Source organism: Roseobacter sp., from assembly GCF_045106495.1.
In the GTDB taxonomy this organism is placed as follows: domain Bacteria; phylum Pseudomonadota; class Alphaproteobacteria; order Rhodobacterales; family Rhodobacteraceae; genus Roseobacter.
Genome location: NZ_JBGCEQ010000024.1, coordinates 52,392 through 67,989 on the forward strand (window position 1 = coordinate 52,392; position 15,598 = coordinate 67,989).

Genomic DNA, 15,598 nt, shown 5'->3' on the forward strand with positions numbered 1-15,598 from the left:
ACTCATGCCGCGTGTGATTCTCTTTCACAAACCTTTTGGCGTCCTGTCGCAATTCACCGACAAGGGCACTTTGGGATCGCCGCGACCAACGCTGTCGGGGTTTATCGATGAACCCGGATTTTACCCGGCGGGACGCCTGGACAAAGACAGCGAAGGTCTGATGGTGCTGACCGATGATGGCAAGCTGCAGGCGCGCATTGCCAACCCCGACCACAAGATGGCCAAAACCTATCTGGTACAGATCGAAGGCACGCCGGATGAGACGGCATTGGCCGCACTGAGAAACGGTGTCGATTTGAAAGATGGCAAGACAAAACCAGCGGAAGTTTCACTGATCGACACGCCTGATCCGCTCTGGCCTCGTGATCCCCCGGTGCGGTTCCGCAAAACCGTGCCGGATGCCTGGCTGCGCCTCACCATCCGCGAAGGAAAAAACCGACAGGTGCGGCGCATGACGGCCCATGTGGGATTGCCTTGCCTGCGGTTGATCCGCGCCCAGATTGGCGACTGGCACCTGAACGACATGGCGCCTGGAAGCTGGCGGTTTGCATCGGTCGATGGGTCCTGAAAGGCGCTAGAGTTTTTGGTATTGAGCTTCCTGCTGGGCGGTCCAGCGCACCGTAATGTCGAAGCCCTCATCGGTTTGGTTTTCCGCCTCGACCAAATCCTGAGAAAAGAGCCAAGCACGTTTTTTACCTTCTGCAAAGCTGAGTGAGATGTCGGCTTCGCGTTTGGCACCCTGCACCTGATGGGTGATCGCCGCCAAAAGGTCATTGATCCCCTCTCCCGTCAGCGCAGAGATCGCAAACACCTGTGCTTCACGGTCAGCGCGCGCGCGCATGGCATCTGCAGCGTCCGGTGTCATCACATCCAACTTGTTCCAGACCTCAAAGCTGGGGCGTTCCGCTTCCACACCCAAAGACGTCATGATGTCACGTACATCCTGCGCCTGCTCTTCGGTTTCGGGGTGGGAAATGTCGCGCACATGGCACACCACATCAGCCGCCAGAACCTCTTCGAGCGTCGCTCGAAAGGAGGCAACCAGTTCAGTCGGCAAATCAGAGATAAAACCTACCGTGTCCGACAGGATCACTTCGGGCCCGTCAGGCAGTTGAAGTCGGCGCATGGTCGGATCAAGCGTGGCAAAGAGCATGTCCTTTGCCATCACGTTTGCACCGGTTAGCCGATTGAAAAGGGTAGATTTCCCGGCGTTGGTATAGCCTACGAGGGCAACGATCGGATAAGGAACCTTGGCGCGCGCGGCACGGTGCAACGCTCGAGTTTTCACGACCTTTTCGAGCTGACGTCGCAGTCGAGTCAACTGGTCATCAATGGCACGCCTGTCCGCTTCGATCTGGGTTTCTCCAGGGCCACCCACAAAGCCCAATCCGCCGCGCTGCCGTTCCAGGTGCGTCCATGCCCGCACCAGACGGGTGCGTTGGTAACTAAGTGCGGCCATCTCGACCTGCAACACACCCTCGCGAGTCGCCGCACGGTCGCTGAAAATCTCCAGTATCAAGCCGGTACGGTCCAGCAGTTTGACACCCCAGGCTTTTTCAAGGTTACGCTGCTGTACCGGGCTGACCGGGCCATCGACCAATACCAACTCAATCTCATGGCTTTGCAGCGCGGCTTTGATCTCTTCGATCTTGCCAGACCCAAACAACATGCCGGCTCGTACCGTTTTCAACGGGATGATGTCTCCACCGACAACTTCCAGTTCCGGCAAGGCGCGTGCCAGGGACATGGCTTCAGCCAAGGCGTGATCAGCGAGACGGCGCTCCGGGTCGGATTTGATTTCGGGGTGCAGAACCCATGCACGGGTTACGCGTGATGCATCGTCGTTTTCGACTTGAAAGGGTGGCTTGCTCAAGAAGCGTCTTCGCCCTCATACAGGCTGATTGGCTGACTGGGCATGATGGTCGAAATCGCATGTTTATAGACAAGCTGAGATTGGCCGTCGCGGCGCAACAGCACACAAAAATTGTCGAACCATGTAATGACGCCTTGCAGCTTCACCCCATTGATCAGAAAAATTGTCACAGGAACTTTTGTTTTGCGTACATGATTCAGGAAAGCATCCTGAAGGTTCTGTCTGTCCGACGCCATTCTAGAACTCGCTTTTTTTCTTGCCGGTGCTCGCAGATCGAGCCCCCCCTCAGAGTGATTATGGAGCGCCAGACGCAGAGATTCCACCCCAAAAAACAGTCCGTTACGGACCTAACGGCGAAAACGCGTCAGTCGCGCCATAAATCAGGCGTCAAAAGGGCGATAATTGCTAGAGTTTCGAGCCGTCCGAGGACCATTGCCGCGCAAAACACAGCCTTGGCGAAGGGTTCGAGTTCCACCAATGAAATCGGCGTGTCTGCGGCAAAAGTGGTCAAAGGCCCGGTGGTCGATAGCCCCGCGATGCTCAAGACCAACGCCTCCTCAAAGGACACGCCTTGGAACGCCAGCAGCAAGGTGAGCACAGCCAGCGTCAGCGCAAACATCATGAAAAATATCCAGGCAATAAAGGCACCATTGCGTTGCAGCCGCCGAGTTGCGGACCCTGCACTACTGACCGATGAAGGGTGCACCAACCGCTCCATTTCGCGCAACCCATTGAGGTACAGAGCAAAAACGCGCAGCAGCTTCACGCCACCAGCAGTTGTCGCCACCCCACCGCCAATCAACGCAAGCCCCATGAGGATGAGACCCGGCGTCTGCAATCCTGACCAGGCTTGCGCTTGCGCCCAATCTTCACTCACAAAACCGGTTGTCGTCAGAAAAGACATAACCGTGAAAACGGAGCCCCAGAGCGACCGCACCGCCAGGTCAAGATCGTCTTCGGCCGCCACGTCAAACGCGCCCAACCAATGGCGCAGAAACAAAATCGCAGGCACACCAAAGACCAGAAAAATGCCCAGCTTGAATTCCGGATCGGTGCGCAAGCCTCCTTGAGTCGCAGTAATCGTGTCGGAGGAAAACGTTAAACGTGACAGGGCAAAAACCATGAAGAGCACCATCAGCGCTTCTCCGGTCATCCCGGACCCACCGTTTTCGACGCCGCCGACAGGCGAAATGCCTGACGTAGACATGATCGACATAGCATGGCTAAGCGACACTAAAGGTGTGTCGCCGCTGATCAGAAGCAAAATCCAAAGCAGGACCGTGAGACCAATGTAAATCGGCAGCAGAGTTTTCGTTACGCGCAGCAAACGTTTCCTCGGGTCCGCCCGGTCCATCAGATTGAAACGAGCTTCTCGCTGGCCCGGTTCGGCCTGCGCCGTGACCTCGAAACCGCCCAGATTCAACGGTGCCAGGATGGCTGAGGCCGCAATCCACATCACAGCTCCCCCCATCCATCCCACTTGCGCCCGCCACAGGTGCAGCGTGCCGTTCAGCCGTTCGGGCTCTTCGAAAAGTGTTGCACCGGTTGTCGTGATCGCACTGACCATTTCAACATAGGCGTTTAGATATGTGGTCGTGCCCAGACCTTCAAAAAACGGAACAGCCAGAAAGGCTGGCAGAAAAACGAAGGTCGCAAACAGGGAAATCAATGACCCCAAGACGCCGTTGCGCTGCCGCCGCCCGGCATGCGCGATGGAGATCATGACAAAAAGCGCCATGCCCAGACAAGCGCAATAAAAGAACATGCGGGCTGTATCGAGGTTTCGCGCCGCGCCACCATGCAAGGCCGGAAGCAACATCGACACGGAAGCGACGCCAAAGATCAGCAAAAACAGCGGCAAGTCCATCAGTTGAACAAATGCGCCGCGGCGGTTTTTGCGATGGGGAATCTGCGGCATCGATCAGAAAAAGTCGATGGAGACCTGAAGCAGCCGCTCCACTTCCGGCACGTCGCCCGCAAGGGCAAAAATGCCGATCACGTCACCTTCGTCAATGCGCGTACTGCCAAGGGGTCTGATGACCTCTTCGCCTTTTTTGACCGCACCCACCAGAACACCTTCCGGGAAATCGACTTCGGAAATGCGCTTACCTGCCAAAGGCGAGGTCGACAGAACCTCTGCCTCAATCACTTCGGCTTCGGCGTCGCCAATCGAATAAACCGCGCGCACGCGGCCGTGCCGAATATGACGCAGGATCGAGCTGACCGTCGTGGCGCGCGGATTGATATAGGCGTCAATGCCAAGAGGATTCATCAACGGCACCAGGGTCGGGTCATTGATCAGGGCTATGGTATATGGGCAGCCCTCTGATTTGGCACGCACACAGGCCAGCAAGTTCGTCTTGTCATCATCTGTGATGGCCAACATACCGTCTGCGCGGGAAATACCGGCCTCGGCCAAGAGCCCCGCGTCCAGACCGTCACCATTGAGAACAATCGTGCGTTCCAGAGCTTCCGCAGCTTTCTCGGCGCAGATGCGGTTTTTCTCGATCACCTTGACCCGAACGCGTTTTGTCGTTTGCGATTCCAAAGTCTGTGCAACGGCGAGGCCGACATTGCCGCCGCCAACCAGTACAACTCGGTCCTGCTTGGTCACTTTCTTACCGAATATTTCCAGTGTACGCGGGATATCATCCGCATGGGTGAAAACATAGCAATCATCGCCGACAAACAATTGGTCTTTCGCTTCTGGCGCAAAGAGCGTCCCTTCGCGGCGCACGGCAACAACTGTGGCACGCAAGGTCGAAAAGAGGTCCGTGAGCTGTCGCAAGGGCGTGTTGACGACGGGGCATTCCTCCTCAATCGTGATGCCCATCAGGTGTGCCCTGCCGTCCATGAAAGTCTCTGTGTCAAACGCCGCCGGTGCCGACAACCTTTGCAAAGCTGCGGCTGCAACCTCTTTTTCGGGGCTGATGACAACGTCAATGGGCATATGATCGCGGCGGTAAAGATCAGAATAAATCGCATTGAGATATGACTGACTGCGCAGCCGGGCAATTTTGCGATTGATGCCAAAAACCGAATGCGCCACCTGACAGGTGACCATGTTTACCTCATCAGAATAGGTAGCGGCAATGATCATCTCAGCATCCCGCGCGCCCGCTCGGTCCAGAACATCAGGGTAGCTGGCAAAACCGGCAATCCCCTGCACGTCAAGCGAATCCGTCGCGCGGCGTACCAGGTCAGGATTGCTGTCAACGACCGTGACATCATTGCGTTCGCCGGAAAGGTGGCGCGCAATTTGCCAACCCACCTGCCCTGCGCCACAGATAATCACCTTCATGCGCCTGAGGTCCTTCACGCCGTTTCGCGACTTTCTGAATGGCAGAAGGCCTGTGGGCGGTCAATTCAATTGTCCTTGGGCGCAAAGCGGGGCAAACTGCAACGATGTGGTCTTTGCGTCATTTATTGATGGTCTTTGGTGCCTTTTCGGTGTTGGTGTCCTGCGCGCCGCTGTCAATCTACCACAAAGAAGGCGCTCAAGTGACGCGCATGCAGACGGACCTGCTCGATTGCGAGATTGCTGCCTTGTCGGATGTACCCGTCAACAACCAGATACGGCAAGAACCGCCCATTTACGTTCCTGCACGCAGATATTGTGATGCTGCGGGGCGGTGCCACTCGGTCGGGGGTTATTTTGAGCAAGGCAGAATTTACACCGTAGACCTCAACGCAGACCTGCGTGGGCGTGCCGAAGCGCAATGCATGGCGCAACGTGGGTATCAGCCTGTCACTCTTCCAAATTGTCCGAGCAACGTGTTTCGCGCGGCTCCCAAGACCGAAACCCGCGTTTTGCCGCGTCTCACCGAACAAAGCTGTGCCATCAAGTATCAGGATGGCAGTTGGCAAATTGTAAACCAGGCGGGCTGACTCGATCGCATTTAAGCTGGTAGTTCTGCGTCCCTTTTCTTACAGCTTTTCAGCATGAACACATCGAATCCCTTCTCTCCTGATTTGCAGCCCGCAAAATCTCTTGTGCAACATCACTATGCAGCCATGGCCGCAGCAACACCTGAAACCATTGCAGATGTTCTCGCACAAACCCTACACCCGAAATGCCATTGGTATGGCATGCACCCATTTTATGAACAGGTCGGGCCAAATGCCATCGCCGAGACATTTTGGGCACCGTTTTTGCGTGCCTTTTCGAATGTCCAGCGACGCGAGGATGTGTTCTTTGCCGGTCTCAATGAAATTGACGGGTTCGAAGGACGCTGGACCTGCTCCATGGGTCACTTGATGGGTCTCTTCGACGCGCCGTTTTTGAACATCCCTGCAACCCGAAAAATGGCGTTTTTGCGTTATGCTGAATTCAACAAGGTCGAAAAGGGGCAGATCACCCAGTCAGCCTTGTTCGTGGACTTGATGCATCTGATGATCCAGGCCGGGGTCAATCCGCTGCGCGCGCCGCAAACCGGTCAGCATCTGGTGCAACCGGGTCCAATGACCCATGACGGGTTGCTGCATGCGCCTCAGGACGCCCGTGAATCTGTGAAAACCCTGAACCTAATCAACACAATGATCGGCTCCATCGACCACGCCAATGCGGCCTCAAAACCACCGACCCCGCAGGACGAGTTGGCAGAAAACTGGCACAACGACATGATTTGGTGGGGGCCTGCAGGGATTGGCGCCACCTACACCATTGACCGATACATCGAACAGCACCAGCAACCCTTTCGAACCGGATTGTCAGGACGCGCGTTCAACGGACACCTGTGCCGCATGGCAGAAGGGTCTTATGGCGCGTTTTTTGGGTGGCCCAACCTGACCCTGACCAATGACAATGGTTTTATCGGCGTGCCGGCGAACACCAACCGCGCGGATATGCGGGTCGTGGATGTATACCGGCGGTCCGAAGACAAGCTTGCCGAGAATTGGATTTTCATCGACATGCTGCACTTCCTGAAAATGCAGGGAGTGGACGTGCTGGAAGAACTCGCCAGCTAGGTCATTCTGCTGCGTCGACCTCATCATCCACATGCGCAATACGGGTGCCGGATTTGGCCGAGGTGACAACTCCCAGTGACTTGAGTTTGCGGTGCAATGCGGAGCGTTCCATTCCAACGAAATTCGCGGTTCGCGAGATATTACCGCCAAACCGATTGATTTGCGTCAACAGATACTCGCGTTCAAAAGCCTCTCGGGCCTCGCGCAGCGCAAGTGTCGCCAAAGCTCCTGAGAGCACCACGCGGCTTTCATCGTCGCTGCCCTCTTCAATGCCTGGCAATTCGCGCGCCTCGATCGGACCATTTTCATCGCCCAGGATCAAAACCCGCTCGATGAGGTTTTTCAACTGGCGCACGTTCCCTGGCCATACCATGGTTTGCATCAGTGCTTCCGCATCGCTGCTGATGGCCCGCGCAGGCAGGCCCTGCACAGCGTTCATATCCGAAATGAAGTGTTCCGCCAGCGCCGGAATATCTTCGCGCCGCTCTTCTAGAGAAGGTACGGCGATCGGCACGACGTTCAGACGGTGGTACAATTCTTCCCGGAATGTACCGGCCAGAATGGCCTGCTCCAGGTCGCGGTTGGTCGAGGAGATGACCCTCAAATCGACCCGCACTTTGTCGTTGCCGCCCACCCGCTGGAATTGCTGATCCACCAGAACCCGCAAAATCTTGGACTGGGTCCCGACGGGCATGTCCGCGACTTCATCAAAATAAATGACACCGCTATGCGCCTCTTCCAGCAACCCCGGCTCGACACCGCGTTCAGCTGTTTCCCGTCCGAACAGAACCTCCTCCATCCGATCCGGCGCCACACCGGCACAATTCACCGTCACGAAAGGAGCCGATGCCCGATTGGAATTGGCGTGAATGTAGCGCGCCGCAACTTCCTTGCCGCTGCCCGCAGGCCCGGTCAGCATCACGCGGCCGTTCGACTTCGTGACCTTGTCCAACTGTCCCACCAATGCCCGGAACGCCGCCGAATTGCCGATCATATCGGAACTAGTTACATCGCGACGGCGCAGGCTCTGGTTTTCCCGACGCAGACGCGAGGTTTCCATCGCCCGGCGAATGACGACCAGAAGCTGATCGATGTTAAAGGGCTTTTCGATAAAGTCATAAGCGCCCTGTTTGATCGCAGCCACCGCGATTTCAATATTGCCATGCCCGGAAATGATGACGACCGGCACATCCGGGTTGTCACGCTTGACGGCTTTGAGAATATCGATGCCATCCATCCGGCTGTCTTTCAGCCAGATGTCCAATATGATCAATGCAGGGGCATCGGCATTGATCGCGGCCATCGCATCGTCCGAATTGCCCGCCAGACGCGTGCCATATCCTTCGTCAATCAAGATGTCCGAGATCAGTTCTCGAATGTCACGCTCGTCATCTACAATGAGAATGTCGCTCATAGGTCACTTCCTTCCAACAGTTGGGTCGGTTCTGGTTCTGCGGCGCTGGTGCTGCAAGGCAACGTAATCACTGCCATGGCGCCGGAATGGGTTTGGCCTTCAAAGGCCGGTGCATCTTCTAGAACAAGGCTGCCGCCGTGCTCTTCGATAATTTTCTTGACGATCGGCAGGCCGAGGCCGGTGCCTTCGCTGCGTGTTGTCACATAAGGTTCGAACAGTCGGGCACGGTCCTCAGGCAAGCCGATGCCATTGTCTGCGATGGTCACTTTTGCACGCCCGTCTTGCGCTGACAGCTGCACCGCAATCATCGGCACGTGCCCATCCGGAGCACCTTTATTCTCCAGTGTTTCAATGGCTTCACCTGCGTTCTTAATCAAATTTGTGAGGGCTTGACCAATCATCGTTGCGTCAAGTTCCGCCTGAACCATCATGTCGGGCAAACTCATGTCTATTTGCACGTTCGGTTGGCCGGTTTGCTGCAAGAGCACTGCATCACGCACCAAATCGTTCAAGCAGGCCGGTTTGCGATCCGGTTCCGGCATGCGTGCAAACTTCGAAAACTCGTCCACGATCCGGCGCAAATCACCCGTTTGTCGGATGATAACATCGGTCATTTGTTCCAATGTTTCGCTATCGTCCCCGACTTTTGGCGAAAACTTGCGTTTGATCCGTTCGGCGGACAATTGGATCGGGGTCAGTGGATTCTTGATTTCATGAGCGATACGACGTGCGACGTCACCCCAGGCGGCCATACGTTGCGCGCTGACGAGATCAGTGACGTCGTCAAACGAGACAACGTAGCCTTCAAGCTTGCCATCCTGCGAACGGCGTTTGGCCATACGAACTAGCAAGTTTTCTAGGCGTCGCTGTCGAGTGACTTTCACCTCGCCTTGCGCCACTTGGAATTGCGGTTGGGCAATTTTGTCAAAGATGGGACCAAACTCGGGTATCGCTACCTTCAGAGAAACGGATTGCTGACCAGGCCGCCAATCCAAAAGCCTCTCAGCGGCCGTATTGACGAAAGTTACATGCCCCTGTGGGTCCAGACCCACAACCCCGGAGGTCACCGAACTCAATACGGAATCAAAGAGCCTGCGCCGACGTTCGATCTGTTCGGTATTTTCGACAAGTGTGCCACGCTGCACTTTAAGTTGTTTCGTCATCTGGTTGAAATAACGACCTAACATGGCGATTTCGTCATCGCCTTCCTCCTCACGCACCTGCACATCAAGATCGCCCGCGCCGACTTGCTGTGCTGCACCGGTCAACCGACCGACCGGCACCGAAAGACGTTCTGCGAACCAAAGTCCCAGCCATATGGCGGCCAGAATTAACATCACGGCAAACGCCAAGTAGAGAAGACCAAAATCAAACAGCAAACGGCCCCGTTCGCTTTCCAATTGTTGGTAAAGCCGTACCGTTTCTTGTGTTTCGTCCAGCAGGGACAGGATGTCGCCATCCACATCACGACTTATGTACAAGAAGCGATCGACAAAGGCAGACAGGCGCACCAGAGCACGGTATTCATTGTTGGCCCAATCTTCGATCACGACCACGTCCTGCTCATCTGCTTCGATAAGGCGTTGGTCGCCCGGTGCTTCAAAATCGAACAGGTAACTCCGATCGCCCCGCGCGCGGATATTGCCTGTCCCGTCAATCAGATAGGCTTCGCGCAGCCCGCGCTGAATTTGTCGCTGACCTTCGCTGAGCAGCTCACTGTCAGAAACATTTGCACCGGTTCGCCGGGCATCGTCGATGCTGCGCGCAAGCGTCAAAGCATCTTCTGCAAGATCCACGCGCTGTTCTGATTCGTAAGCCTGTGCGGCGGCAAGTGAACTTCCAACCACCTGGCGGACACGGTCCGAAAACCACCCTTCAAGCCCGACATTCACAGTAAGACCAGCAAAAATGGCCACCGTCACCGTCGGGATCAAAGCCATGAGGGCAAAAACACCGGTTAAGCGCAGGTGCAACCGCGACCCGGCGGACTTCGCCCGACGTGCTGCTATGAGCCGCCCAACTTGCGCCAGAACAAGCGCCGCAATCACCAGGAAATAGACGAGATCGGCCAATAGAATAAGGCGCAACCCGAGTGTGTTACTCGCTTGGCCCAGCGGCCCCAATACCAAAAATGTAGACAGGGCGAGTACCGGCCCCAGCACAACCAGACCCAATGTCGCGAAATTACGGACGCGCCGAATGCGGAGCAAGCGCCCCATCCGCAGCCACAGTGACCTTTCTACACGGGTGTTCACCCGATGACCTCACTTATGATGTGGCGCCATGACGCCGTACCGCTCTATTTTGTGGTCCTGAATAGGGGTGTCCCCTGTTGGCCACGGTTTGTGTGGCAGTTTTACATCAATTTACGGCGGCGTGTCACCTCAATATCGAGGTCGGTGATCTTTTTTCTCAAAGTATTCCGGTTGATCCCAAGTAAATCGGCGCATTTCGCCTGATTTCCGCCGGTCGCTTCAAGCGATATTTCTATCAAAGGCGCTTCGACCTCGCGCAGAATCCGAGAATAAAGCCCATCGGGTGGCAACATATTGCCATGCAAATCAAAATATCTGCGAAGATGCCGCTCGACCGACGCACCCAGCTTTTCCGTATTGCCCAAGGCGCGCATCGGTTCCAGATCGGGTTGCGCACCCAAAACCTGCTCGACCTCGCTGGCCGTTATTTCCGCAGCCCGACTGGTCAGCCCAAGGCGGCGCACCGCATTTTCCAATTGACGCACGTTACCAGGCCAACTGTAGTTGCGAAATATCTCGGCAGCCTCGCTCGATAGTTCCCTCTGACCGGCTCCCGAGGCTTCGATTTTCGTCAAAAAATGTTCGGTCAAAATAGGAATGTCATCGACCCGTTCCCTAAGGGCAGGCACGGTCAAGGTGGCGCCGCTTAGGCGATAGTAGAGGTCTTTGCGCATCTGACCGGCTTCCATCGCAGCATTGAGATCCGACTGACTGGTCGCAAGGAAACGCGGCGCAAACTCACCCGGTGTATCCATCATGTGCACCAGCCTGGCCTGCAATTCAGCGGGCAAATCCGCGATCTCTTCGACCAGAAGCGTGCCGCCTTTGACCCGCGCCAAGAGCCTCGCCGGACCTTCCAGATCCTGCAACTCTTCAACAGAAGCCGTAATGAAAGGTAGATTCCTGCGATCTGAAAAATCATGGATCGCTTTGGCGATTAGCGTTTTACCGGTGCCGGATTCGCCCCAGATCAACACCGGCAAGTCGGTGTTCATCACCCGCGCGACCACCCGGTAAAGGGCTTGCATCAGAGCGGTACGGCCCACCAACGGCAATTCGTCGGGACGTTGATTGACGTCATCCGGCGCGCGCCGATTCTGCGGACGCGTCTCCAGCGCGCGCGCTGTGCGTTTCATCAAATCCGGAAGGTCAAAAGGTTTGGGTAAATAGTCGTAGGCTTCCGCTTCAGCTGCCTGGATCGCGGTCATGATCGTGTTCTGTGCCGAAATCACGATGACTGGCAATCCTGGACGATCCTCGGCAATCTTGGGCAGCATTTCCAACCCGTTTCCATCCGGCATCATCACATCAGATATGACGACATCGCCCTTGCCCTCTCCAACCCAACGCATCAGCGTGGTGAGACTGGATGTCGCATGAACCTTGCAACCCGCACGCGTCAGAGCCTGTGTGAGTACTGTTCTGATCGTTCTGTCATCATCTGCAACCAGTATTGTACCATCCATGAAAGTACTCTCCTTTATTGTTTTTGCTGTGCGGATTTCGGTGCGCGCGGCAGGGAAATTCGAAAAACAGTTCTGCCTGGTGTCGAAGAAACCGAAATCCAGCCACTGTGATCTGAGACAATTTTGCTGACCAGAGCCAAACCCAGACCAGTGCCGTTCTCGCGCCCCGAAACAAAGGGGTCAAAAACGTCGTCTTTGATCGCTTCCGGTAGTCCGGGACCATCATCAATAATCTCAATTTGCAAAGGCAGAGATTGACCGGACCCGTCCGACCGCCTCAGCCGGAAAGAGTGCTCGAAATAGCTGTGCAGTCTGATCTGGCCCGATTTGCCATTTGTGGCCTCGGACGCATTCTTGAGCAGGTTCAGGACCACCTGCAACAACTGATCCGGATCACCGTACGCCATTGGCAGAGACGGATCATAGTCTTCGATAATCTTCATATGCGCGCCAAATCCCAGCAGGGCAGAGCGGCGCGCACGATCAAGAACATCGTGCACATTTACAGCTTGAAAGTCAGGCATCGACAAGTTGCCAAACTGCTCGACTTGACCCAGAAGCTTTACGATCCGGCGGCTTTCCTCAACAATCAGATCCGTCAATTCCAGATCTTCCGCCGCCAGGTTCATGCTCAACAGCTGCGCCGCCCCGGTGATCCCGGCAAGTGGGTTCTTTATCTCATGGGCGAGCATTTCAGCCATGCCGATCGCAGACTTAGCCGCGGATTTGACCGAATGGTTCTGGGTCATCCGCCCCGCCAGTTCACGCGGCGAAATCATGAAAATCATATGCTCGGGATGACCGAGCAGTGGTGCTACCTGCAAATCTGACTGCATAGGCGCTCTTTGGCCACTGCCCACGTCCACATCGTTTACAAAGAGTGGTGTGCTGGTACCGCGCGCCCGTTCAAAGGCCGTTTCCAAAGGATCGTTTACCGCGATCTGATCCCATACCGGAACGCCGCGCACGGATTTTGCGGAAACGTTCAAAAACCCTTCTGCAGCGGAATTGATGTCGACGATCTCGTTATTCGGTCCGATGATCAGTGTGGGCACAGGCAGGCTTGCCCAAATCGCGCGATCGGAGTTCATGCCGCCACCAGATCATCAGTATTGCAGGCGTCTGGGATCAGCCCCAAAGTCTCTGCCACTGTAGATGCCGTGAGCACCGCGCGCCTTAGCGCCTGCGGTGTGGCGCAAGTATCCATGTACCACCCCAAGTGCTTGCGCGCGACGCGAAGACCCAATTCAGTCCCGTAAAACGAGGCCATTGCCTCGTAATGCAGGCATACCATCGCGGCGAAATCAGCTCTTTTCGGAATCGCGGGGGCTGGCGCGTCAAAAATCCGATGTGCGATCTGCGCCAAAAGCCATGGTTTTCCCCGCGCGCCACGCCCGATCATAATGCCGTCCGACCCGGATAACGCCAAGGCGCGTCGCGCCGAGGTCGTATCAACTATATCGCCGTTGGCAATCACCGGGATGTCGACCGCGCGCTTGACTGCTTTGATCGCTGCCCAATCGGCCTGCCCTTGGAAAAACTGACAGCGCGTACGCCCGTGAATGGTAATCAACTTGATACCTGCAGCTTCTGCGCGGCAGGCAATTTCGGGCGCGTTACGCAGAGTGTCATCCCAGCCCAGGCGGGTCTTCAAGGTCACAGGGACAGAGACGGCTTTTACAACAGCCTCGATCAAGGTCAGTGCGTGATCCGGCGTTCGCATGAGCGCTGATCCGGAAAAGCCCTGAGTGACCTTCTTGGCGGGGCAGCCCATATTGATGTCGATCACCTGCGCGCCCTGCCCTTCGACCATGCGCGCGGCTTCCGCCATGGGTGCTGCTTCGCGCCCGGCCAGTTGAACCGCTGTGCCCACATGACCTAATCCCAACTCGGCCTTTTCGCGAGCACCGGGGCGCGCATTCAGCATGTCGTGGCTTGCAACCATTTCAGACACCACCAGGCCTGCACCGAAAGATGCCACCAATGTCCGAAAGGGCAGATCCGTGATTCCAGCCATCGGCGCAAGCATCACCGGAGGGTTCAAATCGAAGGGCAATGATGCAGATGACAAACGCTTAATCCTTAGGCACGAGATGAAACATTATCAATAAGGTTGGTTTCTCTCAATATTTCAGACACCTTACACGGATCACGCAGGCACAATTGCCTATTTATTGGGCACTTCCATCGCGCAATTGCCTCCCGGCGCTCAAAGCCGTAACAACTATACATGAAGTATGGGGCGGAAACATGAATAGGTCGGACACATGCTTGTTGCGGCGGTGATTGTCGCGGCGGGGCGCGGTGTCAGAGCCGGACAGGCTACACCAAAGCAGTGGCTCCCCTTGGCAGGCAAGACCAGCGTAGATCATTCGTTGGACGCATTTTCTTCCCACCCCGACATTGAACATTTGGTTCTGGTCCTGCACCCGGATGATATCGCTGTGGGAACCTGGGCGCAGCGGCCCGGTATTGAAGTTGTAGACGGCGGCGATACACGCAGTGCGTCTGTTCTTGCAGGATTGCAAATTCTTGAGGGGCGCTGTGACCGGGTATTGATCCATGATGCGGCAAGGCCATGCGTGACACATTCTGTGATTAACAGTGTCATTGAAGCCCTGCGCTACAACTCGGCGGCAGCGCCTGCCGTGCCGGTTTTTGACGCTTTGTGGCGGGGAAACGATGGACAGGTTGCACAAACCGTCGACCGCGATGGGCTCTACCGCGCGCAGACACCGCAAGGATTTGACTTCAAGGCTATTCTAGCGGCACACCACGCCTACCCGGCGGGTGCTGCGGATGACGTTGAACTTGTGCGTAAGGCCGGTCTTACCGTCGCAATTGCACCGGGCAGCGAAGACAATTTGAAAATCACGATGCCCGAAGATTTCGAACGGGCCGAACGTATCTTGAGGACACGGAATGGACATTAGACTGGGTAACGGCTTTGATGTGCATGCTTTTGGCGAGGGAGATCATGTGGTCCTTTGCGGCGTGAAAATCCCGTTTAATCAAGGCCTTGTAGGTCATTCCGACGCCGACGTCAGCATGCACACGGTGACGGATGCGATATATGGTGCCTTGGCACAAGGCGATATTGGTCAGCATTTCCCCCCCAGCGATCCCCAATGGAAAGGTGCCGCAAGTCATGTCTTTTTGCGCCACGCTGTCGAGTTGGCGGTTGAGATGGGGTTTGCCATTTCCAATGTTGATTGCACATTAATTTGCGAGTTTCCCAAAATCGGACCTCACACCCCAGCGATGCGCGCGAAGATGGCTGATATATTGTGCCTGGACCCATCGCGGGTTTCGGTAAAGGCCACCACTTCCGAAAAGCTCGGTTTCACAGGGCGTGGTGAAGGCATTGCTTGCATCGCAACGGCAGCATTGGTGAAACCATGAAGCGCATCGCAACACTGATCGGCACAGTGCTGGGCGTTGGTTATATCCGCCCTGCGCCCGGCACGTGGGGATCGCTTGTGGCCCTGCCATGGGGGTGGCTGCTACATGTATTGGGTGGCTTTCCGCTCTTATTGTTGGCTGTGGTCGCCGCCTTCTTCAAAGGGTGGTGGGCCACAGCGCAGATGACACGCGACAGCACGGATCACGACCCCTCCGAGAT

The 15,598-nt window shown here is 56.0% G+C and carries 15 protein-coding genes; 6 read left to right on the plus strand and 9 right to left on the minus strand.

What is annotated here, in order from left to right; genetic code table 11:
• Nucleotides 1-4: 4 nt before the first annotated feature.
• Nucleotides 5-568 carry a pseudouridine synthase gene (locus AB8B75_RS15970; protein ID WP_405363715.1) on the plus strand — a complete coding sequence of 188 codons (564 nt, stop codon included), beginning with the start codon at nt 5-7 and terminating at the stop codon, nt 566-568.
• Nucleotides 569-574: 6 nt separating this feature from the next.
• Here AB8B75_RS15970 and hflX read toward each other — a convergent pair whose 3' ends face one another.
• The 4 genes from hflX to trkA all read right to left on the minus strand — a co-directional run bounded on the left by hflX (nt 575) and on the right by trkA (nt 5,174).
• Nucleotides 575-1,873, minus strand: coding sequence for a GTPase HflX (gene hflX, locus AB8B75_RS15975; protein WP_405363716.1), 1,299 nt, complete (start codon nt 1,871-1,873; stop codon nt 575-577).
• Complete coding sequence (gene hfq / locus AB8B75_RS15980) at nt 1,870-2,109, minus strand: RNA chaperone Hfq (protein WP_007119530.1); 240 nt, start codon at nt 2,107-2,109, stop codon at nt 1,870-1,872. The genes hflX and hfq overlap by 4 nt, the downstream gene beginning before the upstream one ends.
• Before the next feature lie 128 nt (nt 2,110-2,237).
• The gene (locus AB8B75_RS15985) at nt 2,238-3,740 is read right to left on the minus strand and encodes a TrkH family potassium uptake protein (protein ID WP_405363718.1); all 1,503 of its coding nucleotides are present in this window, start codon (nt 3,738-3,740) and stop codon (nt 2,238-2,240) included.
• A gap of 54 nt (nt 3,741-3,794) precedes the next feature.
• Nucleotides 3,795-5,174 (minus strand): Trk system potassium transporter TrkA, encoded by a 1,380-nt coding sequence (gene trkA, locus AB8B75_RS15990; protein WP_405363719.1) that lies wholly within the window; start codon nt 5,172-5,174, stop codon nt 3,795-3,797.
• Between the two features lie 38 nt (nt 5,175-5,212).
• Here trkA and AB8B75_RS15995 point away from each other — a divergent pair, with 38 nt between their 5' ends.
• Both AB8B75_RS15995 and AB8B75_RS16000 read left to right on the plus strand, forming a co-directional pair.
• Complete coding sequence (locus AB8B75_RS15995) at nt 5,213-5,761, plus strand: hypothetical protein (protein WP_405363721.1); 549 nt, start codon at nt 5,213-5,215, stop codon at nt 5,759-5,761.
• A gap of 54 nt (nt 5,762-5,815) precedes the next feature.
• Nucleotides 5,816-6,841: a nuclear transport factor 2 family protein gene (locus tag AB8B75_RS16000; protein ID WP_405363722.1), complete on the plus strand. Its 1,026-nt coding sequence runs from the start codon at nt 5,816-5,818 to the stop codon at nt 6,839-6,841.
• Between the two features lies 1 nt (nt 6,842).
• On the opposite strand, the gene AB8B75_RS16005 is transcribed toward AB8B75_RS16000, so the two are convergent.
• From AB8B75_RS16005 to dusB, 5 genes are all read right to left on the minus strand, one after another.
• Complete coding sequence (locus tag AB8B75_RS16005) at nt 6,843-8,255, minus strand: sigma-54-dependent transcriptional regulator (protein ID WP_405363723.1); 1,413 nt, start codon at nt 8,253-8,255, stop codon at nt 6,843-6,845.
• The gene (locus tag AB8B75_RS16010) at nt 8,252-10,474 is read right to left on the minus strand and encodes an ATP-binding protein (RefSeq protein WP_405363742.1); all 2,223 of its coding nucleotides are present in this window, start codon (nt 10,472-10,474) and stop codon (nt 8,252-8,254) included. Before AB8B75_RS16010 ends, AB8B75_RS16005 begins: the two co-directional genes overlap by 4 nt.
• A 137-nt stretch (nt 10,475-10,611) precedes the next feature.
• Nucleotides 10,612-11,976 carry a response regulator gene (locus tag AB8B75_RS16015; RefSeq protein WP_405363724.1) on the minus strand — a complete coding sequence of 455 codons (1,365 nt, stop codon included), beginning with the start codon at nt 11,974-11,976 and terminating at the stop codon, nt 10,612-10,614.
• Nucleotides 11,977-11,990: 14 nt separating this feature from the next.
• The gene (locus AB8B75_RS16020) at nt 11,991-13,067 is read right to left on the minus strand and encodes a nitrogen regulation protein NR(II) (protein WP_405363725.1); all 1,077 of its coding nucleotides are present in this window, start codon (nt 13,065-13,067) and stop codon (nt 11,991-11,993) included.
• Entirely contained in the window at nt 13,064-14,047 is a 984-nt protein-coding gene (gene dusB, locus AB8B75_RS16025) for a tRNA dihydrouridine synthase DusB (RefSeq protein ID WP_405363727.1), read from the minus strand. The genes AB8B75_RS16020 and dusB overlap by 4 nt, the downstream gene beginning before the upstream one ends.
• A gap of 196 nt (nt 14,048-14,243) precedes the next feature.
• Between dusB and ispD the strand changes: the two genes are divergently transcribed.
• The 3 genes from ispD to AB8B75_RS16040 all read left to right on the plus strand — a co-directional run.
• On the plus strand, nt 14,244-14,909 hold the full coding sequence (ispD, locus tag AB8B75_RS16030; protein WP_405363729.1) for a 2-C-methyl-D-erythritol 4-phosphate cytidylyltransferase: 666 nt from the start codon (nt 14,244-14,246) through the stop codon (nt 14,907-14,909).
• Nucleotides 14,899-15,378, plus strand: coding sequence for a 2-C-methyl-D-erythritol 2,4-cyclodiphosphate synthase (ispF, locus tag AB8B75_RS16035; RefSeq protein WP_405363731.1), 480 nt, complete (start codon nt 14,899-14,901; stop codon nt 15,376-15,378). Before ispD ends, ispF begins: the two co-directional genes overlap by 11 nt.
• On the plus strand, nt 15,375-15,598 hold a 224-nt coding region (locus tag AB8B75_RS16040), incomplete at its 3' end, for a phosphatidylglycerophosphatase A (protein ID WP_405363733.1). The genes ispF and AB8B75_RS16040, both read left to right, overlap by 4 nt.

Coding starts and splice junctions, on each gene's coding strand:
- AB8B75_RS15970 (WP_405363715.1), top strand. CDS start 5: ATGCCGCGTGTGATTCTCTTTCACAAACCTTTTGGCGTCCTGTCGCAA.
- AB8B75_RS16015 (WP_405363724.1), bottom strand. CDS start 11,976: ATGGATGGTACAATACTGGTTGCAGATGATGACAGAACGATCAGAACA.
- trkA (WP_405363719.1), bottom strand. CDS start 5,174: ATGAAGGTGATTATCTGTGGCGCAGGGCAGGTGGGTTGGCAAATTGCG.
- AB8B75_RS16020 (WP_405363725.1), bottom strand. CDS start 13,067: ATGAACTCCGATCGCGCGATTTGGGCAAGCCTGCCTGTGCCCACACTG.
- hfq (WP_007119530.1), bottom strand. CDS start 2,109: ATGGCGTCGGACAGACAGAACCTTCAGGATGCTTTCCTGAATCATGTA.
- AB8B75_RS16000 (WP_405363722.1), top strand. CDS start 5,816: ATGAACACATCGAATCCCTTCTCTCCTGATTTGCAGCCCGCAAAATCT.
- ispD (WP_405363729.1), top strand. CDS start 14,244: ATGCTTGTTGCGGCGGTGATTGTCGCGGCGGGGCGCGGTGTCAGAGCC.
- AB8B75_RS16010 (WP_405363742.1), bottom strand. CDS start 10,474: ATGGGGCGCTTGCTCCGCATTCGGCGCGTCCGTAATTTCGCGACATTG.
- ispF (WP_405363731.1), top strand. CDS start 14,899: ATGGACATTAGACTGGGTAACGGCTTTGATGTGCATGCTTTTGGCGAG.
- AB8B75_RS15985 (WP_405363718.1), bottom strand. CDS start 3,740: ATGGACTTGCCGCTGTTTTTGCTGATCTTTGGCGTCGCTTCCGTGTCG.
- AB8B75_RS15995 (WP_405363721.1), top strand. CDS start 5,213: ATGGCAGAAGGCCTGTGGGCGGTCAATTCAATTGTCCTTGGGCGCAAA.
- AB8B75_RS16005 (WP_405363723.1), bottom strand. CDS start 8,255: ATGAGCGACATTCTCATTGTAGATGACGAGCGTGACATTCGAGAACTG.